The sequence below is a fragment of the Microbacterium sp. CSI-V genome, from assembly GCF_001984105.1.
GTDB lineage: Bacteria > Actinomycetota > Actinomycetes > Actinomycetales > Microbacteriaceae > Microbacterium.
This window is the reverse complement of the sequence record NZ_MTQM01000008.1, coordinates 450,982-472,056: the sequence shown is the minus strand read 5'-3', so window position 1 is coordinate 472,056 and position 21,075 is coordinate 450,982. Positions and strand designations below refer to the sequence as shown.

At 70.5% G+C, this 21,075-nt stretch carries 13 protein-coding genes; 4 read left to right on the top strand and 9 right to left on the bottom strand.

What is annotated here, in order from left to right:
* Positions 1–144 precede the first annotated feature (144 nt).
* The 5 genes from CSIV_RS08780 to CSIV_RS08760 all read right to left on the bottom strand — a co-directional run bounded on the left by CSIV_RS08780 (position 145) and on the right by CSIV_RS08760 (position 5,751).
* Complete coding sequence (locus tag CSIV_RS08780; protein ID WP_077051006.1) at positions 145–2,040, bottom strand: YhgE/Pip domain-containing protein; 1,896 nt, start codon at positions 2,038–2,040, stop codon at positions 145–147.
* The gene (locus CSIV_RS08775; protein WP_077051005.1) at positions 2,037–2,651 is read right to left on the bottom strand and encodes a hypothetical protein; all 615 of its coding nucleotides are present in this window, start codon (positions 2,649–2,651) and stop codon (positions 2,037–2,039) included. The genes CSIV_RS08780 and CSIV_RS08775 overlap by 4 nt, the downstream gene beginning before the upstream one ends.
* Entirely contained in the window at positions 2,648–3,256 is a 609-nt protein-coding gene (locus tag CSIV_RS08770) for a TetR family transcriptional regulator (protein WP_077051004.1), read from the bottom strand. The genes CSIV_RS08775 and CSIV_RS08770 overlap by 4 nt, the downstream gene beginning before the upstream one ends.
* A gap of 325 nt (positions 3,257–3,581) precedes the next feature.
* Positions 3,582–5,024, bottom strand: coding sequence for an argininosuccinate synthase (gene argG, locus CSIV_RS08765; RefSeq protein WP_077051003.1), 1,443 nt, complete (start codon positions 5,022–5,024; stop codon positions 3,582–3,584).
* A 10-nt stretch (positions 5,025–5,034) separates the two neighbouring features.
* A complete protein-coding gene (locus tag CSIV_RS08760; protein WP_077051002.1) occupies positions 5,035–5,751 on the bottom strand; it encodes a Pr6Pr family membrane protein in 717 nt (238 codons plus the stop codon).
* Between the two features lie 119 nt (positions 5,752–5,870).
* Between CSIV_RS08760 and CSIV_RS08755 the strand changes: the two genes are divergently transcribed.
* Positions 5,871–7,157, top strand: a complete 1,287-nt coding sequence (locus CSIV_RS08755; RefSeq protein WP_077051001.1) for an adenylosuccinate synthase — start codon at positions 5,871–5,873, stop codon at positions 7,155–7,157.
* A gap of 1 nt (position 7,158) precedes the next feature.
* Positions 7,159–8,358 (top strand): lactonase family protein, encoded by a 1,200-nt coding sequence (locus CSIV_RS08750; RefSeq protein WP_077051000.1) that lies wholly within the window; start codon positions 7,159–7,161, stop codon positions 8,356–8,358.
* A gap of 47 nt (positions 8,359–8,405) precedes the next feature.
* Here the strand turns inward: CSIV_RS08750 and CSIV_RS08745 are convergent, their stop codons facing one another.
* The 4 genes from CSIV_RS08745 to CSIV_RS08730 are packed head-to-tail and all read right to left on the bottom strand — an operon-like array spanning position 8,406 to position 13,533.
* Positions 8,406–10,358 (bottom strand): glycoside hydrolase family 127 protein, encoded by a 1,953-nt coding sequence (locus CSIV_RS08745; protein ID WP_077050999.1) that lies wholly within the window; start codon positions 10,356–10,358, stop codon positions 8,406–8,408.
* Between the two features lie 2 nt (positions 10,359–10,360).
* Positions 10,361–11,269 carry a carbohydrate ABC transporter permease gene (locus tag CSIV_RS08740; RefSeq protein ID WP_083735076.1) on the bottom strand — a complete coding sequence of 303 codons (909 nt, stop codon included), beginning with the start codon at positions 11,267–11,269 and terminating at the stop codon, positions 10,361–10,363.
* A gap of 1 nt (position 11,270) precedes the next feature.
* Entirely contained in the window at positions 11,271–12,179 is a 909-nt protein-coding gene (locus CSIV_RS08735) for a carbohydrate ABC transporter permease (protein WP_077050998.1), read from the bottom strand.
* A gap of 58 nt (positions 12,180–12,237) precedes the next feature.
* Positions 12,238–13,533, bottom strand: coding sequence for an ABC transporter substrate-binding protein (locus CSIV_RS08730; protein ID WP_077050997.1), 1,296 nt, complete (start codon positions 13,531–13,533; stop codon positions 12,238–12,240).
* Between the two features lie 161 nt (positions 13,534–13,694).
* Between CSIV_RS08730 and CSIV_RS08725 the strand changes: the two genes are divergently transcribed.
* Both CSIV_RS08725 and CSIV_RS08720 read left to right on the top strand, forming a co-directional pair.
* Entirely contained in the window at positions 13,695–14,717 is a 1,023-nt protein-coding gene (locus CSIV_RS08725) for a LacI family DNA-binding transcriptional regulator (protein ID WP_077050996.1), read from the top strand.
* Between the two features lie 114 nt (positions 14,718–14,831).
* A complete protein-coding gene (locus tag CSIV_RS08720; protein WP_077050995.1) occupies positions 14,832–21,032 on the top strand; it encodes an OmpL47-type beta-barrel domain-containing protein in 6,201 nt (2,066 codons plus the stop codon).
* The last annotated feature ends 43 nt before the right edge of the window (positions 21,033–21,075 follow it).

The window sequence follows — 21,075 nt, the reverse complement described above, 5'->3', positions numbered from 1 at the left end:
GGTGCGGCGAAGCCGCATGCGCGACGACACCGCGATGCCGAATGCGCGACGGCACCGAAAAACGGTATCGGCGGTGGGAAACGACGGGACGTACCGTTTCCCACCGCCGACGCCGTTTCTCGCGGAGGGCGCCGAGCGCGGGACTCAGCCGATCAGGCTGGGCTGGAGGTCGCGGAGCGTGCGGTGGTGCGTCATGCGCGTCACGCCGATCGCCGCGAGCAGGACGCCCCCGACCATCCACGCGCCGAGCACGAGCAGGTCGGGACCGACGCGGCCGATGTCGCCTCCGTACATCACCTGGCGCATGGCATCCACGACGTACCCCATGGGCAGCACGTGGTGCAGGGCGGCGAGCGGGCCGGGCAGGGTCTGCCACGGGAACGTGCCTCCGGCCGTCACGAGCTGCAGCACCATCAGCACGAGCCCCAGGAACTGACCCACGGATCCGAGCCACACGTTCAGGGCGAGCACGATCGCCGCGTACGTCGCCGAGGCGAACAGCAGGATGCCGAGCGCCGCCCACGGGTTCGCGAACGAGAACTGCAGGGCGACGGCGAGCACGGTGAACAGACCCACCATCTGCACCGCACCGAGACCGGCCGGGGTGAGCCATCCCGCCAGCGTCACGCGGAAGGGGGAGCGCAGCGCCGTCACGGCGCGCTTGGAGACGGGCTTCACGATGAGGAACAGGGCGTAGATGCCGATCCAGCCGGCGAGGGCGGCGAAGAACGGGGCGAGACCCGCGCCGTAGTTCTGGGCCTTCGTGACCGCGCTCGTGCCGACCGCGACGGGGTCGCTGATGGCGGCGGCCTGGGCCTGCCGCGTGGCGTCGTCGGAGTCGGGGATCTGCGCGACGCCCTCCGCCAGGCCGTCCCGAAGCTGCGTGGCCCCGTCGGCGAGCTGGCCGATTCCGCTGTCGAGCTGGCTCGCGCCGTCGCGCAGCTGAGCGGCGCCGGAGGCCGCGCTGCTCGCACCGTCGGCGAGGGCGGACGCTCCGTCGGCCGCGGTGGCGGCTCCGGATGCCACCTGGGCACTGCCCGCGGCGACCTGCCGCGCCCCGTCGTCGAGGGTGTTGATCTGCTGGACGGTCTCCTGCACGCGGGTGTTCGCGGCCTCGAGACGGTCGCCGACCGGATCGAGGCGGGAAAGGATCTCGTCGATGCGCTGCTGATCGAGTCCGGCGTCGGCGAGGGCCTTCGCGATGTCGGTGCGCGCCTGCGGCAACTGGGCGGCCGCGTCGCCGGCGATCGTCCCCACCTGGCGGGCGGCCGCGTCGATCCGGTCGACACCGCCCGCGACCTGCTGCGCGCCGTCGGCGACCTGCGCCGAGCCGTCGCGAAGCTGCGCAGTACCGTCGCGGAGCTGGGCCGCACCGTCCGAGAGCTGGGCGGTCCCGTCGGCGAGCTGCGTCGAGCCGGTGACGAGCTGGGCAGAGCCGTCCTTGGCCGTCGCGAGACCGTCGACGAGCTGGGTCGCCCCGGTGGTGGCATCCACGAGCTTCACGCGGATCGTGTGAAGGGCGTCGAGCAGGGTCCCGCTGGCTTCGTCGATCACCTTCTGCGCGACGGAGGTCTGGATGCGGGCGACCGCCTGCGTCCCGATCGTGGAGGCGAGGTAGTTGTTGGCGTCGTTGGTGCGCAGCTCGATGTCGGCCTGGCGGGGCGTGTCGGTCGACAGCGAGGCCACGGCATCCGTGAAGTCGGTCGGCAGGGTCACGATGAAGTCGAAATCGCCCGTCTGCAGGCCCGCGTCGGCCTGGTCGGACGACACGCGGTGCCACTCGAACGTTCCGTCGTCGAGCAGCTGCTCGGCCGCTTCGTCGCCGAGGTTGCGCTGCTCGCCGTTGACCTCCCCGCCCTGGTCGTCGACCACGAGAGCCACCGGCACGTTCGAGAGGTTGCCGTAGGGGTCCTGGTTGGCCCACAGGTACAGGCCGCCGTAGAGGATCGGCACGGCCAGGAGCGCCACGAGCGCGATCACCGACATGCGGGTCGACGTGAGGCGACGCAGTTCCGCCGCGATCATCTGGGGGATCTTCACCGGGCGTCCTCCTTCTCGGTGTCGACGGTCTCGAGCGCCGTGCGCGAGGCGTGCCCCGCGATCACGAGGACGGCGTATCCGCGCTCCGCGAACTCCTGGGCGATCCGCCACCAGGCCGCCGGCTCGCCGCCGTGCCGGTCGGGCGCGACGAGCACGAGGCCTTCGACATCCTTCCGCAGGGCCGCGAGCTCCAGCAGCAGCCGGATCCGCGCGGACGCATCGACGTTGCCGATCGGCAGGGATGCCAACGAGTCGAGTCCGAGTCCTTCGAGCCACCGCTGCGCGGCGAAGGGCGTGGGCGCCTGACCCGCGAACATGAGCTCTTCCGCGACGACACCGGTGACGGTGACGTTGGACTCCGGCTCCGAGACGACGGGGGCGTCGACGAGGGCGACACGGCGGCGGATGGCCCCGGCATCCGCGCGTCCGTCGATCGTGACGGATCCGCTGTCGATCTTCATTCGACCGGATGCCACGAGCCCGAGCACCGTGGGGCGCTGCTCGGTCTCGGCGACGGCGAGGGTCGCCCGCCCGGTCTCGTACGAGGTGGAGGTCTCGGGGAGGGCGCGCTGCGCCCGTCCTTTCGCGACCGCGTCGAGCACGATCTTCATTGCGCCTCCAGGTCGGGGTGCTGATCCATCAGGTCTCGGGCTTCGGTCCACGACAGTCCGGCGATGCCGAGGACGGCGGTGACGGCGATCGAGCGGGCGGTCGCCGATTCGGCATCCACGCGGGCGATCACCATGCGGCCGGTCTCTTCGAGCAGGCGCGACAGTGTCGGCGCGGGCAGGTCGGTGCGCAGCTCGCCGGAGTCCTGCCCGCGGCGGACGATCGCGTCGATCCGGCGGCGCAACGGCGCCAGGGCGGCGGATGTCTCGGGCAGGTGGGCGTCGTCGAGGGCGAGAGCGGCCGCGGCCTGGACGTGCGCGGCCTCGCGCCACAGCTCGGACGCGAGGCGCGCGAATGCGAGACGGGAGTCGGTGTCGTCGATGCGGTCGGCGATGGCGTTGAAGCGCGCAGCCCCCGCCGCGATCACCTCACGGACGATGGCGTTGCGGTCGTCGAAGTGGCCGTACAGCGCGCGGCGCGAGAGTCCGGCGCGGGCCGCGATGGCCGCGATCGAGGCGTGCGGGTCGTGGCCGATCGCCGCGGTGGCGGCATCGACGATGCCGGCGCGGTTCTCGACGGCGTCGCGGCGGCGGGCAGGTGTGGACACGGGTCCTCAGTGTACGCCACAACTTGCACTTACGTGTGCACTTTCTTGCTTCCCCTACGCTGCGCCGAGGATCCGGGTGCCCATTTCACGTGAAGTGGCTGAGATCACCCGCGGTGGCGCGGCATGACGGGTGATCTCGACCAGTTCACGTGAAATGGCGCACGGCCCACGACCCACGGCGCACGGGCGCACGGGCGCGCGGCTGCGGGCGCGGGGCGGGGCGGCGAGGGCACCGCGGCGCGCGGCTGCGGGCGCGCAGCGCGGGACCGACGCGCGCAGCACGACGCCGCCCGGCCGGAACGGCGGGCGGCGTCGGGGAGGTGCGTCAGTCGGTGCCGGCGTCGAACGCGGCGGACTCGCCCGCGGCATCGGTCGCGTCGGCCAGGCGCTCGCCCTCGGCCGAGAGGGGTGCGGCCGGTTCGATGATCTCGCGGGCGCCGCCGGCGGCGACGTCGCCGACGAGCTCGCCGGTCGGACCGCCGATGAGGCCCTGCGCCGCGTACTGCTCGAGGCGCGCGCGCGAGTCGGCGATGTCGAGGTTGCGCATCGTGAGCTGGCCGATGCGGTCGACGGGACCGAACGCGGCGTCGCCGACGCGCTCCATCGACAGCTTCTCGGGCGAGTACGACATGCCGGATGCCACGGTGTCGAGGATCGTGTAGTCCTCGCCGCGGCGCAGGCGCACGGTGACCGAACCGGTGATGGTCGAGCCGACCCACTTCTGGATCGACTCGCGCAGCATGAGCGACTGCGGCTCGAGCCAGCGGCCCTCGTACATGAGGCGACCGAGGCGGCGGCCCTGCTCGTGGTAGGTCGCGAGGGTGTCCTCGTTGAGGATGCTGTTGACGAGGCGCTCGTAGGTGAGGAAGAGCAGCGCCATGCCCGGGGCCTCGTAGATGCCGCGCGACTTGGCCTCGATGATGCGGTTCTCGATCTGGTCGCTCATGCCGAGACCGTGGCGGCCGCCGATGGTGTTCGCCTCGCGCACGAGCTCGACGGGGTCGGCGAAGCGCGTGCCGTTGATCGCGACGGGGCGACCGGCCTCGAACTCGACGGTGACGTCTTCGGTCTCGATCTCGACCGCGGGATCCCAGAACCGGACGCCCATGATCGGCTCGACGATCTCGAGCGACACGTCGAGGTGCTCGAGGGTCTTGGCCTCGTGCGTGGCGCCCCAGATGTTGGCATCCGTCGAGTACGCCTTCTCGGCGGAGTCGCGGTAGGGGAAGTCGTGGGCGACGAGCCACTCGCTCATCTCTTTGCGGCCGCCGAGCTCGGTGACGAAGTCGGCGTCGAGCCACGGCTTGTAGATGCGGAGCGCCGGGTTGGCGAGCAGGCCGTAGCGGTAGAACCGCTCGATGTCGTTGCCCTTGTAGGTGGAGCCGTCGCCCCAGATGTCGACGCCGTCCTCCTTCATTGCGCGGACGAGGAGCGTGCCGGTGACGGCGCGGCCGAGCGGTGTGGTGTTGAAGTACGTGCGTCCGCCCGAGCGGATGTGGAACGCGCCGCACGCGAGGGCGACGAAGCCCTCTTCGACGAGCGCGGTCTTGCAGTCGACGAGGCGCGAGATCTCGGCACCGTACTGCGTGGCACGGCCCGGGATGGAGGCGATGTCGTCTTCGTCGTACTGACCGAGGTCGCCGGTGTACGTGCAGGGCACGGCGCCCTTGTCGCGCATCCACGCGACGGCCACCGAGGTGTCGAGACCACCCGAGAAGGCGATGCCGACGCGCTCGCCGACGGGAAGGGACTGCAGGACCTTGGACATGCCCTCGATTCTATTCGGGACGGATGCCGCGGCCCGAAACGTCGGCGGTGGCGACCGCCGACCCCCGTACCCGCCCGATCGCGACGGCCCCGATCGCGACGACCACGATCGTCACGGCGATGCCGATGATGTAGCCGACGACGCTGCCCCAGCTGCTCTCGTACGGATTCAGGAAGGGGTAGGGGTACCAGTAGGGCGCACCGGTGCTCGGATTGGTGATGAAGTTCGCACGCAGAAGCGTGTAGACGATCCACACGATCGGGAAGATCGCCGCGCCGAGGGCCGCTTTCCAGGGGAGACGCCGCCGGCACGGCCCGAAGAACAGGTCGAGCAGGAGGAACAGCGGACCCCACACGTGCATGATCTCGTTCGACCAGCCCACCGTTTCGGGCTGGAGCGGGAGACCGCGCAGGAGCAGGTTGTAGACGACGCCGGTGATGACCATGTAGGTCGAGACCCACGCGAGGGCGGCCGCGAGGGCGAGCGGATCCGGCTCGAGGCGTCGGCCCCGCGAGAGGAACCGGACGCCCGCCCAGGTCAGGACGACGACGCTGGCGGTGTTGGAGAGAATCGTGAAGAAGCTGAAGAAGTTCGTCACGGTGGTGAGCACGTCGACGGCGCCGGCGACGGTGGAGACGAACTGAGCGATGATCGCGGCGGCGATGAGCGCCGCCATCGCGAGGCGGAGAGCCGTCCAGACGGTGGCCCAGGTGGGGGAGCGGAGCATGCGCCCAGGGTAATGACGCCGCGGCGCCGCCGCGTGGGCTTGTGGACAACCCCGGAAGGGTGTGTCGGGACCGCTCGATAGGATGGGGTGTACCGCCGGATAACACGCGAGGAGCGCACATGCCCGGAATCGTGATCGTCGGCGTCCAGTGGGGCGACGAAGGCAAGGGTAAGGCCACCGACTTGCTCGGTGAGCGCACCGACTGGGTGGTGAAGTTCAACGGCGGCAACAACGCCGGGCACACCGTCGTCATCGGAGACGAGAAGTACGCGCTGCACCTGCTGCCCAGCGGCATCCTGTCTCCCGGGGTGACCCCCGTCATCGGCAACGGCGTGGTCATCGACCTCGAGGTGCTCTTCTACGAGCTCGAGGCGCTCAACGCCCGCGGTCTCGACACGAGCCGTCTGCGCATCAGCGCCAACGCGCACATCATCACGCAGTACCACCGCACGCTCGACAAGGTCACCGAGCGCTTCCTCGGCAAGCGCATGATCGGCACGACCGGTCGAGGCATCGGCCCCGCGTACGCCGACAAGATCAACCGCGTCGGCATCCGCGTGCAAGATCTGTTCGACGAGAACATCCTGCGGCAGAAGGTCGAGGGCGCTCTCGACCAGAAGAACCACCTGCTGGTGAAGGTCTTCAACCGCCGCTCGATCACGGTCGACGAGATCGTTGAAGACCTCCTCTCGTACGCCGAGCGCGTGCGCCCGATGGTCAGCGACACCTCGCTGCTCCTGAACGACGCCCTGGATGCCGGTGACGTCGTCGTCTTCGAGGGCGGCCAGGCCACCATGCTCGACGTCGACCACGGCACCTACCCGTTCGTCACCTCGTCGTCCGCGACGGCCGGTGGCGCCTCGACCGGCTCGGGCGTCGGCCCGAACCGGCTGGACCGCATCGTCGGCATCGTCAAGGCGTACACGACCCGCGTCGGATCCGGTCCTTTCCCGACCGAGCTGTTCGACGAGAGCGGCGACTGGCTGCGCTCGCGCGGCTTCGAGTTCGGCACCACGACGGGCCGTCCCCGTCGCGTCGGCTGGTACGACGCCCCGATCACGCGGTACGCCACGCGCATCAACGGCATCACCGACCTCGTCCTCACCAAGCTCGACATCCTCGGCGGTCTCGAGCAGATCCCCGTGTGCGTCGCCTACGACGTCGACGGGGAGCGGTACGACGACCTGCCGGTGAACCAGACCGACTTCCACCACGCGAAGCCGATCCTCGAGTACCTGCCCGGGTGGAGCGAAGACATCTCGACCGCGCGCACGTTCGACGAGCTGCCGCAGACGGCGCAGGACTACGTGCTCGCGCTCGAGGCGATGAGCGGGACGCGCATCTCGGTCATCGGCGTCGGTCCGGCGCGCGACCAGGTCATCGTCCGCCACGACCTGATCGACTGACGTGCGGTTCTGGGTCGGCGCGTACGCCCCCGACGCGGGGTCTGCCGAGGGCATCGGCATCCTGCAGGCCGGTGACGTCGACTCGGTCTGGGCCTCCGGCCCCCTCGGTATGGTCGGCACCGCCGTCGCCGCGCCGGGTTCGCCGTCGTGGGTCGCGTCGCACCCGCAACTGGACGTCCTGTACGCGGCGCTCGAGGCCGAGGGCACGGTGCAGGCGTACCGCCGCACGGGCGAGACGAGTCTGGCGCCGCTGGGGGCCCCGGTGCCGGCCGGGGCCGCCGTCTGTCACGTCGCGGTTGCCCCCGACGGATCGTTCCTCGTGGCGAGTTGCTGGGGCGACGGTCGCGTCGTCCGCATCGCCCTGGATGCCACGGGCCGCCCCTCATCCCCCGTGATCGCCGCCGCGGCGAACGACCCGTACGGCTCCATCGTCGACCCGTTCGTCGTCGAGACCGGGGCGGCCGTCTCGGGCGCCGCCGTGCCCGACCTCGCTGCCGCGGCGCGCGCCCTGCGCGAGGCGGCGGGCGCGGAGTTCGGGCACCTCGTTCCCGAGTACGACGCCGTGCCCGAGACGGACGCCGAGTCGGAGGAGGCGGCCGCGGGTGCGCGCGTCTCCCGCGCGCACGAGACGATCGTCCTTCCGCGCGGACTCCTGGCCACCACCGACATGGGTCTCGACCTCGTGCGGTTCTGGCGTTCGAGCGGGGCCGGTCTGCGTCTCATCCAAGAGGTGGTGCTGCCGAAGGGCAGCGGGCCGCGCCACGGGGTCTGGCATCCCTCCGGTCACCTGTACGTCGTGACCGAGCTCAGCCGCGAGGTGTTCGTCCTGACCCCGGATGCCGAGGGGCGCTGGCGCGTCCTGTCGGGCGAGCCGCTGCTCGGCACGCTCGACGGCGACACCGCCGCCGAGCTCTGCACCAGCCGCGACGGCACCACGCTCTACGCCGGAGTGCGCGGCAGCGACACGATCGGCGTGCTCGCCGTGCGCGGCGCGGGCGAGGCGCTGCAGCTCACCGCGCTCGCCGAGGCCGGCACGCATTGGCCGCGGCACCACGTCGTCGTGAACGACACGCTGCTCGTGGCCGGTCAGCTCGCCGACGAGATCGTGTCGCTCCCGCTCGACGCTCGCACGGGCGTCCCGGGCCGGGTGCGCCACCGCACGGCGTCCCCCTCGCCGACGCGCCTGCTCCCCCTGCGCTGAACGAACGACATCGGCGCCCCACCGTGAGGTGAGGCGCCGAGTCGGCTTCAGGAGGTGGGGATCCACACCCGCATCGTCGAGGGTCCGCGGTTGCCCCAGTCGTGGTACGCCACGAGGGGAACGGCATCCGCATCGGCGACCTCGGGTGCCGTCGACTCCCGGTACGGCCACCGGTCGCTCGGGACGACGCGGTGACCGACGCGGACCCACACCCGTCCGTCGCGTTCGAACGGCGCGGGGTCGCCGACGAGGCACACATCGCCCACGTCGTCGATGCCCGACACGTCGGTCGATTCCAGCGCCAGCACCTCGGGTCCGCGTTCGACGGCGACGCAGCCGCGCACCGCGTCGATGCGGGGGTCGGGAGTGACCACGCGCGGCGCCATGGGCAGCTCGAGCTCGACGACGTCGCCGGCGCGGAATTCGCGACGCACCCGGGCGACCCCCGGCGCCACCGCGTGCGTGTCGACCAGTTCCCCGCCCGAGCGGATGGCCATGTGCGCGCCCTCCGCCCACTGCGGCACGCGCAGCGACAACGTCCACTCGCCCGCGGCGTCGTCGTTCACCGTGACGTGGATGGTGCCGTCCGCGGGGTACGCGGTCTCGACGTCGAGCGACACGGGGCGGCCGTCGTCGAGCACGGTCCGGATCTGCGCCGGGGCGTACTGGTGGAGCTGGATGCCATCGGCATCCGCCGTGGCGATGTACGCGTCGAGGCTCGCGAGGGTGCGTGCGACGTTCGGCGGGCAGCAGGACACCTCGAACCACGGCGCCCGCAGCGACGACGACGCGCGCGGGGAGGTGCCGTCCGGGTCGGCGACCACGCCGGGGACCCGCTGGTGCAGGGTGTTGGCGTAGAAGAAGCTGCGCCCGTCCGCCGCGGGCGAGGTCGCCACCACGTTGTACAGGGTGCGCTCGATGAGGTCGGCGTACGACGCGTCGCCGTCGTTGAGCAGCAGCCGCCAGGAGAACATCACCGAGGCGATGCCGGCGCAGGTCTCGGAGTAGGCGCGGTCCGGAGGCAGCTCCCAGTCCACCCCGAACGCCTCGTCCTGGTGGTGCGAGCCCTGACCGCCCGTGATGTACGTCCGGCGACCGCGCGTGCGGTCCCACTGGCGGCGGAGGGAGGCGAGCAGCGCCTCGTCGGCGGTGTCGACCGCCACGTCCACGGCGCCCGCGGCGAGGTAGTTGGCCCGCACCGCGTGGCCACTGAGAGCCTCGGCGTCGCGCACCGGGACGTCGTCCTGGAAGTAGGTGCGGCCCCACTCGATGTCGCGGAGCGTCTCGTGGCCGCGGCGCGAGACGAAGAGCGCTGCCTGGTGCCCGTAGCGCGGTTCCCCGGTCACGCGAGCGAGCTCGGCCAGGGCCGTCTCGATCTCGGGGTGACCGCAGAAGGCCGGGATGCCGTCGGGTCCGAACACGTCGCACACGAGGTCGGCGGCGCGGCGGGCGATGGTCAGCAGCCCGTCGTCGGCCCCCGGCCGCGTCCGCTCGCGCGCCACGGCCGCCTGGAAGAGGTGCCCGAGGCAGTACAGCTCGTGGCCCCATTCGAGGTCGGACCAGCGGGGCTGCTGCCCGGGGCGGCCGAACTCGGTGTTCAGGTAGCCGTCGGGCTCCTGAGCGGCGGCGACGCGGGCGACCACGTCTCGGAAGGTGCGCTCGAGGTCGGCGTCGTCGCTGCGGCCGATCTCCCATGCGGCGGCTTCGAGGAACTTGTAGACCTCGGAGTCGGAGAACTCCCGGCCGTGGCGGCCGGCGGGGAGCCGGCCCGCGGCCGCGAGGTCGAAGTTGGGCAGCCAGCCCTCGGATTCCAGGCGTCCGAGGATGTGGCTGAGCGTGTGGGCGGCGTTCACGCGCTGCCGGTCGCCCCAGAACCCGCCCGTGATCCGGACCTCGCCGAGGCCGAGCGGGCGCAGGGCCGAGCGCGGCGGGACGACGGGGGCGATCACGATTCCGGGGGAGGCGACGTCGAGCGGACGGGAGGGGAGGGTGGTGGACATGGTCATCCCTTGAAGGCGCCGGACATGAAGCCGCGCACGTAGTGACGTTGGAGGATCAGGAACAGGACGATGCACGGCAGCGCCAGGACGACGACCCCGGCTTCGGTGACGCCGTAGTCGATGACGCCCATGGTCTGACCGCGGAGGTTCGCGACGGCCAGGGGCAGCGTGATCTTGGACTGGTCGTTGATGAGGATCAGGGGGGCGATGAAGTCGTTCCACGCGGTGAGGAAGGCGAACAGCCCCACGGTGATGAGGCCGGGCTTGACCGCGGGGAGCAGCACGCGGCGCAGGGCCGAGAAGCTCGTGCAGCCGTCGACGAGGGCCGCCTCATCGAGTTCGCGCGGGACGGACTCGAACGAGATGCGCATCATGAACATCGAGAACGGAAGCTGGAACATCGTCAGGACCAACGCGACCCCCACGAGCGAGTTCTGGAGCCCCACCGCGTTCAGGATCACGTAGAGCGGGATGAGCAGCGTGGCGTACGGGACCATCAGGATCGCCAGCACCAGCAGGAACAGCATGTTCTTGCCCGGGAACGAGAAGCGCGCGAACGCGTAGCCGCCGAAGAACGACACGATGAGCGTCAGGGCGACGGTCAACACCGACACGAACAGCGAGTTGCCCAGGTACACCCAGATCCCCGACTGGAAACTCGCCAGCTTGGCGTAGTTGGCGAACCCCCACCCGTCGACCTGGCTCGTCCCCGCCTGCGGGCTGACGGACGCCACGCCCGTCCACACCAGCGGGTACAGGAAGATGATCGCCAGCGCGCCGGTGAAGATCTTCGAGGGGAGTCCCCAGAGCACGAGTCCCTGGGAGCGACGGCGACGGCCCGTGGATCCCGGTGCGACGATCGCTCGCGTGCTCAGGGTCGCGGGGCGGGCGGGAGTGTCGGTCAGGGCCATGTCAGGCCTCCTCGGTGCGGCGGAACGCGCGCAGCTGCACGACGTTGATGACGACGAGCGCGACCAGGATGATCACCGACAGCGCGGCGGCGATGCCGAGGCTGTTCTGACCCTGGAAGGCGATGTTGTAAATGAGCTGGACCACCGTCATGGTGCTGTTGTCGGGTCCGCCCTTGGTGAGGATGTAGAACTGGTCGAACGCCAGGAGCGAGCCGGTCACGCACATCACGGTCGTGAGCGCGAACGTGGGCCGCAGCAGCGGCACGGTGATGTCGCGGAAGATCTGCCAGCGGCTCCCGCCGTCGATGCGCGCGGCTTCGTAGATGTCCTCCGGGATGCCCTGGAGACCCACGAGCAGCAGCAGCATGTAGAAGCCGGCGAAGCGCCAGACGATGAGGAACACCGTCGACCACAGCGCGCCCTCGGGGGAGCCGAGGAATGTGATCCCCCACGACTGCATGAGGCCCGCGAAGGGCCCGGCGATGGGGGAGTAGAGCACGTAGAAGAGGAGGGATGCCGAGGCCAGGCCCAGCGCGCTCGGCAGGAGGAACGCGGTGCGAAGGAATCCCTTCCAGGCGGTGGACTCCTGGACGAGGAGCGCGAGCCCCAGGCCCAGGCCGATCAGGAGCACCGTCGTGATCACGGTGTACATCACCGTGAACCGCACCGAATCCCAGAAGAGGCGGTGGTTCACGGCATCCGCGAAGTTCTCGGGGAAGTTCGGGCCCATGTTCCCGCGCAGGAGGGGCCACTCGGACCCGGACATCTGCAGGACCAGGAGCAGGGGGATGACGAAGAGGGCGACCACGAACAGTGCCGTCGGGGCGGCGTAGAGCCAGCCCTGGACGGGGCCGCCGAGCGCGGAGCGCGCGTACCGGCGGGGGCGCCGGGTCGAGAGGGAGAGAGCCACGGTGTTCCTTCCGAGGGGTGCGGGGGTGCCGACGTGTCCGCCGGCACCCCCGCGAGGATTACTGCGACAGGACCGCGGTGATCTCGTCGTTGTCCGCGTCGACGGTGTTGCCGTCGCCGAGGACCGCGTTGCGCACGAGCGTCAGCCACGGGCTGCCGGGGGCGTTGAACGCCTGCTGGAAGTTCAGCGCGACGGGCGTCTTGCCCTTGCCGGCGACCTCGTTGATCGCGACCTGGCGGGGGTCCTTCGCGGAGTACTCGTTGTCGGCGAGGTCGGAGCGCGCCACGGTGCTGCCGCCCTTGGCGAGAACGCCCACCTGCGCGTCCTCGGAGGTCAGCCACGACAGGAAGTTCCAGGCCTGGGCCGACTGCTTCGAGTCCTTCGAGATGCCGATGCCGTCACCACCGACGAAGGTGGACTCGCCGCCGTCGACGCCCGGGATGCCCGCGACGCCGGCGTCGAAGGTCAGGCCCGGCAGCAGGGTGGCGGGGAACGGCATGATGCCGACGTTGCCCTCCTGGAAGCCGGCGACCCAGGTGGCGCCGGTCTCGTCGGTCGAGCCGGGGGCGACGGCGCCCGAGGCCTGGAGGTCCTTCCACGTGGAGTAGACGTCCTTGGCCGCACTGTTGTTCAGCAGCGACTCGGTGCCGTCGGCGTTGAGCACGTCCTCGCCCGAGGCCCAGATCGAGGGGAACCAGGTGAACAGGAGGCAGCCGCCGCAGTTCAGGCCCGTCGAGGTGCCGGAGACGCCGGGCTTGTTCAGCGCCTGCACGGCCTTGGCGGTCTTGGCGAAGTCGGCGAGGGTCGCGGGGGCCTTCTCGGGGTCGAGTCCGGCCTCCTTCACGAGGTCCTTGTTCCACATCATGACCGACAGGTCGAGCACGAACGGCAGGACGTACTGCTTGCCGTCGAGGGTGCCGGCATCCAGGTGTCCCTTGTTGAGGGTGTCCTTGTAGGAGAGGCCGTCGATCTGCGAGGTGACGTCCTGGAAGAGGCCCTGCTGCACCCAGTTCGGCACGTAGACGATGTCGGCGGCGAAGAGGTCGGGCAGTCCGCCGGAGCCCGCGGCGGCGCCGACCTTGGCGACGTAGTCGTCGTTGGGCACGACGGTCAGCTCGACCTGGTTCTTGTGGCTGGAGTTGTAGGCCTCCACCAGTTCCTTCGCCTGCTTCTCCAGCGGCGCGCGCGTCCACAGCGTCAGGCTGGTGCCGTCGTCGGTGCCCTCCGCCGGGATGTCAGCGGGGGCGGTGGTGGTGCTGCTGCTGCCACAGGCGGTGAGCGACCCCACCAGCACGCCTGCCGCGAGCGCGGCGGTCAGCGTCCGCAGTGCGGTCCGGCTCCGGGAATGCATCATCGGTACTCCTCTTGCTCTTCATCGAGTAAGCGCTGCGGCGGGCGCCGCTGTCGCACATGTGATCGGGACGGGCTCGAAAACTCGAAACCCATTTCGGGACACTATCCACCTGAGGCACTATGGTCAACACATCTCGATAAGGTTTTCGGAAGGAGGCGCCGGTGAGTGGCAATGGAGCGAATCGTGCGGTGACGCTCGGCGACGTGGCCAAGCGGGCGCAGGTCTCCATCGCGACGGCGTCGAAGGCGCTGAACGGGCGCGAGGATGTCGCCGACGCGACGCGCCGTCGTGTGCTGCTCGCGGCCGACGAGCTCTCCTTCACCCCGAACGCGATGGCGCGGGGTCTGGTGGCGGGCCGGACGGGCACCGTGGGCCTGCTCACGAGCGACCTCGAGGGCCGCTTCGTGCTGCCGATCCTCATGGGCGCCGAAGACGCGTTCGGGGCGGGGCAGGTCAACGTCTTCCTCTGCGACGCCCGCGGGGATGCCATCCGCGAGCAGCACCACCTGCGGGCGCTGCTCAGCCGGCGGGTCGACGGCATCATCGTGGTCGGCCGGCAGACCGACCCGCGGCCGTCGCTGGGACCGGACATCCCCGTTCCCGTGGTCTACGCCTACTCTCCCTCCGACGATCCGCGCGACCTCTCGCTCGTACCCGACAACCGCGCCGGCGGGCGTCTCGCCGTCGAGCACCTGATCTCGTGCGGCCGCACGCGCATCGCCCACGTGTCGGGCGACCCGACCTACGCCGCGGCCAAAGACCGTCTCGCCGGAGCCCGCGAGGGGCTCGCGGCGGCGGGGCTGGAGCTGGTGGGCGAGCCGATGTTCTCGGAGTGGTCCGAGAACTGGGGGCGCGACGCGGCCGCGATGCTGCTGGCCCGGCATCCCGACATCGACGGGATCTTCGCGGGGTCGGATCAGATCGCGCGCGGCGTGCTGGAGACCGTGCGCGAGCTCGGCCGCACGGTGCCCGACGATCTCGCGGTGGTCGGCTACGACAACTGGGAGATCCTCGCGACGAACTCGCGTCCGGCGCTGACGACGGTGGATGCCAACCTCCAACGCCTCGGCCGGCTCGCGGCGCAACGGGTCTTCGAGGCGATCGACGGCGCGCGCCTGGATTCGGGGACGACCGAGCTCCCGGTGCGTCTGATCATCCGCGGATCGACGATCGCGCGCCGCTGACTTTTCGCTCCCTTCGAAATCTTCGAAAAGGATTGAGAAAACGTAAGCGTTTCCTTAGCGTTTCATCCCGCATGTCTCTCTCGGCGAAGAGAGAGACCGAGAGGATGAGACATCGTGGACTCCCCACATCGCTCGAGCCGTCGCACCTGCCGCGCGGCCATCGGCACGATCGCCTCCGCGGCCATCGTCGCCACCCTGGTCGCCGCAGCCCCCGCGCAGGCCGCCAACGCCGACATCGGCTACCCCACGTTCTCGGGTAGCCCGACCCCCGTCCCGGCCACGGGCGTGACCTACACCCCCGGCAACCAGCTCCAGAAGATCTTCGACGCCGATGTCGCGGCCGGCGCGGGCACGAGTGTCGACAAGGACTTCTGGATGGACCGCATGCTCGCCCGCACGGGCGACGCGGGCAGCTTCGGCGACAACAACCAGTGGCTCTTCACCCGCGGACGCGCGGCGTTCATGAAGGAGCACAACCCCGCAGCCCTCGGGTTCGGCGGCCAGCTGGCCTACTGGGAGGCCATCGACGGCCGCTCCGGCTACACGATCACCGCCCGGGTCGGCGGCGCCGACGTCACCCTGACCGAGGACGTCGCGCAGCGGAAGCAGACGCCGAGCTACTGGCGGAGCGTCCACCGCGGCGGCGGCATCGAGGTCGTCCAGACGAAGTTCATCACCGATGCCAACGTGCTCGTGACCGACCTCGAGGTGCGCTCCACGGGTGGGGCGGTCGACGTCGAGCTCGTGGCATCCTCGCCCTACGCCACCACCGCCGAGGGCGACGAACTCGTCGGCCACGTCACGGCGCTGAACGACCTGACGAAGCTGTCTCCCCGCTTCTCCGGCGACGGCTTCTCGCCCGCGGGCGCGACCCTGGCGCGCACCCTGTCGATCCCCGCCGGCGGCAGCGCGACGACCAAGGTGCAGCTGGGGCTGATCACCGACGAGATCGCCGAGGCGCGGACCGACTACGACGCCACGCGGACGCAGTCGCCGGCCGAGGCGTACACGACTCACGTGACCGCCTACAACCGGTGGTGGGCCGAGAACGTGCCCTACCTGGACACCCCCGAGGACAACATCGACAAGACGTTGTTCTACCGCTGGTGGCTCATGCGGTTCAACTTCCTCGACGCCGACATGCCCGGCAACACTTACCAGTTCCCGGTCGCGATGGAGGGCGTCCTCGGGTACAACAACTCGATCGTGCTGACCACCGGCATGTTCATCGACGACCTGAAGTACTTCCGCGACCCGATCTACTCGTACGGGCCCTGGGTCTCGACGGGCGAGACGAGCAAGAGCTACAAGTTCGTCGACAACCCCGGCGACCCCGCGAACTGGTCGAACAGCTACACCCAGTACATCTCCGAGGCGGCGTGGCGCTCGTACGAGTTGCACGGTGGCCCGACCGCGATCGCGGGGAACCTGGCGAAGTACGCCGAGGACGACGTCGAGGGTCTGCAGGACGCGTACGACTTCAACAAGAACGGCCTCATCGAGTACAACTGGGGCGCGATGACCGGCAACGACGCGGATGCCGTGTCCTTCCATTGGAAGGGCGGATACCAGGATCGCGCCGAGAACGCCTACCTCTACTCCAACGCCCTCGCCTCGGCCGAGGCCTACCGGACGGCCGGCAACACCGCCAAGGCCGACGAGATGGAGGCGTTCGCGCAGAACATCAAGACCCAGGTCATGAAGGTGCTCTGGAACCCCGACACCAAGCTCCTCGAGCACGCGATGGCCAGCAACGGCGAGCACGTGCCCTGGAAGGAGATCAACAACTACTACCCGTTCTCGGTCGGCCTCGTGCCCAAACCCGGCGACCCCGACTACAAGGACGACTACGTCGAGGCGCTGCGGCTGTTCGCGGACGACAAGCAGTACCCGATCTTCCCCTTCTACACCGCGAACCAGGCCGACCAGGCGGCCTACAACGCCACCGGCGGCCAGGGCAGCAACAACTTCTCGGTCATCAACTCGACCGTGACCTTCCGGATGCTGTCGAAGGTGCTGCGCGACTACCCCACCGACGCGATCAACGCGGAGTGGTACAAGAAGCTCCTGTACTGGAACGCGTGGGCGCACTACCAGAACGGCGGTGACAACCGTCTGCCCGACCAGAACGAGTTCTGGGCCAACGGCTCGGCGGACCCGCAGAAGATCGACTACCGCTCCTGGATCCACCACACGATCCTCGGCGCGACGAACTTCACCATGATCGAGGACGCGATGGGTGTGCGCACCCGTGACGACGCCAAGATCGAGCTCGACCCGATCGACATCGGTTGGGACCACTTCACCGCGAACAACATCCGCTACCGCGACCGCGACCTGACGGTCACGTGGGACGCGCCCGGCGGCACGCGGTACTACGGCGACGACGTGCCCGAGGGGTACTCCGTCTTCCTCGACGGCACGCTCGCCTTCACCGTCGACAAGCTCTCGCACGTCGTCTACGACCCCGCGTCGGGGACGGTCGAGGTCGTCAAGGGCGACGCCAAGGTCACCACGGCCACGGCATCGTCGGTGAAGGCCCCGCAGGACGTGCGCTTCGCCGATGACGCCCGCGTCGTCGACCTGTTCGCCAAGGCGGGTGCGGACGTCCGCACCGCCAGCACGGGCAGCGCGAACCTCGCGAGCTCGGCCACCGCGACCTTCTCCGCTTCCGGCCGTGCGCCCTCGGGGGCCGTGGACGGGACGACGATCAACGAGCCCTTCTGGGGCACCGCGGGCTCGCCCAACGCGAAGGACTCCCTCACCGTCGAACTCGGCGGCGAGAAGACCTTCGACGACATCCGCCCGTACTTCTACGACAGCTCCTCGTCGGCGACCGCGCCGGGATACGCCGAGCCGTCGGTCTACACCCTCGAGGTGCGTCGCGGTGGGCAGTGGTCGGTGATCCCGCAGCAAGCCCGCACGCCGGCGTATCCGCGCGCGAACTACAACCACGTGCAGTTCCCGGAGGTGACCGGTGACGCCGTGCGTCTGACGGTGACCCACGCCAGCGGATTCAAGACCGGGGTCAAGGAACTGCAAGTCTTCCGCACGGGCGTGGCCGCTCCGGCATCCACGAACGAAGCTCCGCTGGTGACGGCGTGGCAGAACCTCCAGGCATCGGTCGGAGGCGCGGCGGCCTTGGTCGGCACGGTCAAGGACGACGGACTGCCCACGGGGACGGTGTCGTCAACCTGGAGCGTGGTGAGCGCGCCCGAGGGGGCGACGGTGCTCTTCGACGACGCCGCGGCCGCCTCCACCACCGCGCGTTTCTCCGACAAGGGCCAGTACGTGCTGCGCCTGACCGCCGATGACGGGGAGAAGACGTCGCAGACCGACGTGACCGTCCAGGGCGAGCCGGTCACCGCGGGGACGAACGTCGCGCCCGAGGCGACCCCGACCGCCGAGTACACGGCGGGATGGAACAACGTCAAGGCCGTCAACGACGGCAAGGTGTTCTTCACCGGCGGCAGCCAGAGCGACATCTGGGGCACCTGGTCGGGCAATCACCCGGCGACCCGCTGGCTGCAGTACGAGTGGAGCGCGCCGCAGCGCATCGCCGGAGCCGAGATCGGCTTCTGGCGCGACCAGGACGACGCGAACTCCGCCAACGGCGTCAACGTGCCGAAGGGATGGAAGGCGCAGTACTGGACCGGTTCGGACTGGGCCGACGTCGCCGACGCCTCGGAGTACACCGTGAAGCGCGACGAGACGAACTCCGTCACGTTCGACGCGGTCACGACGACGAAGTTCCGCGTCGTGCTGCAGGCGGCCGGGAACGGACCGTACGCGGCGGTCGCCGTCAGCGAGCTGAAGGTGTTCGCCGACGCCCCCACCTCGATCGAGCCGATCGACGTGCGCACGTCCATCGGCACGAAGCCGGTGCTGCCCGCGACGGTGGATGCCACCTTCTCCGACGGCAGCCACGCCGACCTCCCCGTGACGTGGGCCGCGGTCAGCGACGCGCAGGTCGCCGGTGAGGGCAGCTTCCCCGTGTCGGGCATCGTCCCCGGCTCGCCGGCGTCGGCCAAGGCCACGGTCTGGGTCCGCGCGACGGCTCCGGGACAGATCAATCAGGTGGATGCCGTGACCAGCCGCACCCAGCCGGGTGTCGCGCCGGTGCTGCCCAAGGCGGTGGGCGTGCTGTTCAACGACGGCTCGCGCCAGGACCTGCCGGTGACGTGGGACGCGGTCGCCGCGGACTCCTACGCCGCCCCCGGGCAGTTCACGGTCGCCGGGACGGTCCAGAGCGACCTGCCCGGTACCAAGGCCGCGTCGGCCGCGGTGACCGTCGGTGAGGGCGGCGACGACACGAAGGCGCCCACGGTGGCGTTCCAGGTGTCGCCCGCGGCCCCCGGCTCGGGCTGGTACACGCAGGCGGTCGCCGTCGACGTGACGGCGCGCGACGACCAGGACGCCTCTCCGCGCATCGAGGTGCGCGTGGATGCCGGAGCGTGGGCCGCCTACACCGGCACCGTCTCGGTGACCGGCGACGGATCCCACGTGGTGCAGGCGCGGGCGACGGATGCGGCGGGCAACACCTCGCCGGTGGCCGAGCAGACCGTGCGCATCGATACCACGGCCCCGGCCGTCGAGGTCACGACCGACGCGGTCTCGCGCACGGTCAAGGCGTCGGCGACGGATGCCGGGTCGGGCGTCGCGTCGATCGAGTACCGCCTGGGCGACTCGGGTGACTGGACGGCACTGACGGGCTCCGTGCTCGTCGGACTCGACGAGACCAAGGTGCAGGTGCGTTCCACCGACAAGGCCGGCAACGTCTCGCCGGTCGTCGAGCGCACGGTGCCGAAGGCCGACGGCTCGCAGAAGCGCAACGTCGCTCTGCTCGCCACGCCCACGGCATCCGGAACCGCCGGATGGAACAAGGTCACCGGCCTCAACGACAACGTCCAGCCCACGTCGTCGGGCGATGTCACGCCCAACGACAACGCGAACGTCTGGGGCATCTGGCCCCAGGTGGCCGACCAGTGGGTGCAGTACGACTGGACCGAGCCCGTGACCATCGGCGAGCTGGGCGTCTACTTCGTGTCGAACATCGACGCGCAGGGGCTCGGCATCGACGTCCCGGCGAAATGGGAGGCCGAGTACTGGGATGCCACGACGAGCGCGTGGGTGCCGGTGAAGAACGCGGGGGCCTACGGCACCGCGAAAGACACGTACAACACGGTGTCGTTCGACCCGGTGACCACGACGAAGCTCCGCCTCACGCTCGACCCGGTCGGGACCGAGCAGGGCAAGGGCAGCGTGGGCATCAAGGAATGGCAGGTGTGGGAGCAGCCGGAGACCCCGGTCCCCGACACCCAGGCGCCCGTCGTCACCACCACGGTCGACCCGGCCGCTCCCGCGAGCGGCTGGCACACCGGCACGGTGACGGTCTCGGCCTCCGCCATCGACGACCGTGACGACGCTCCCGTCGTCGAGGTGCGGGTCGGCGACGGCGCGTGGGCGGCCTACACCGCGCCCGTCGAGGTCGCGACCGACGGGACGACCACCGTGTCGTTCCGGGCCAAGGATGCCGCCGGCAACACCTCCGAGCCCGTGGGCGTCGAGGTGAAGCGGGACGCCACCCAGCCGACCGCGGACGCGGGGTGGAACGCCGCATCGCGCACGGTGACCCCCACCGGCGCGGATGCCGGCTCGGGCGTGGCTGTCGTCGAGTACCAGCTGGGCGAGGGGGCGTGGACCGCCGCATCGGGTCCGATCGCCGTCGGCGACGCCGCCACCACGGTGCGCGTGCGGGTGACCGACGTCGCCGGCAACGTCTCCGACGTCGCCGAGGTCGCGGTGCCCGTCAAGACGACCGACCCCGGCACCGACCCCGGCACCAACCCCGGTGGCGGTGGCGGCACCGATCCGGGATCGGAGCCGACGGGGTCGCTCACCGGCAACGAGGTCGTCCGGATCGGCGTCGCCCAGGTGGCACCGGGTGGGCAGCTGCCGGTCTCGGTCAGCGGCGCGGCTCCGGGAACGGTGTTCGCGGTGGAGTTCCGCTCCACCCCGGCGCGCCTGGGCACCCTGACGGTCGGCGCCGACGGCACCGCCGGCGGAGTGTTCACGGTTCCGGCCTACGCCGAGGCGGGGGTCCACACGGTGGCGCTGATCGTGCCCGGCGGTGAGCTCACCGCGCAGGTGACGGTGGTCGCCCCCGGGGCGACGTCGTCGCAGACGCCGCCGCTGGCCGTCACGGGACAGGATGCCGCGTCGACCCAGGTCGCGATCGGCATCGGCGTGAGCGTGCTGCTGCTCGGGCTGATCGTCCTGGCGATCGCCCGCTTCCGTCGGCGCCGCTCGGCCTGACATCCCGGGGCCGGGGGCGTCTCGCCCCCGGCCCCTCCCGCTC

Coding starts and splice junctions, on each gene's coding strand:
- CSIV_RS08775 (WP_077051005.1), bottom strand. CDS start 2,651: ATGAAGATCGTGCTCGACGCGGTCGCGAAAGGACGGGCGCAGCGCGCC.
- argG (WP_077051003.1), bottom strand. CDS start 5,024: ATGTCCAAGGTCCTGCAGTCCCTTCCCGTCGGCGAGCGCGTCGGCATC.
- CSIV_RS08760 (WP_077051002.1), bottom strand. CDS start 5,751: ATGCTCCGCTCCCCCACCTGGGCCACCGTCTGGACGGCTCTCCGCCTC.
- CSIV_RS08755 (WP_077051001.1), top strand. CDS start 5,871: ATGCCCGGAATCGTGATCGTCGGCGTCCAGTGGGGCGACGAAGGCAAG.
- CSIV_RS08745 (WP_077050999.1), bottom strand. CDS start 10,358: ATGTCCACCACCCTCCCCTCCCGTCCGCTCGACGTCGCCTCCCCCGGA.
- CSIV_RS08740 (WP_083735076.1), bottom strand. CDS start 11,269: ATGGCCCTGACCGACACTCCCGCCCGCCCCGCGACCCTGAGCACGCGA.
- CSIV_RS08730 (WP_077050997.1), bottom strand. CDS start 13,533: ATGATGCATTCCCGGAGCCGGACCGCACTGCGGACGCTGACCGCCGCG.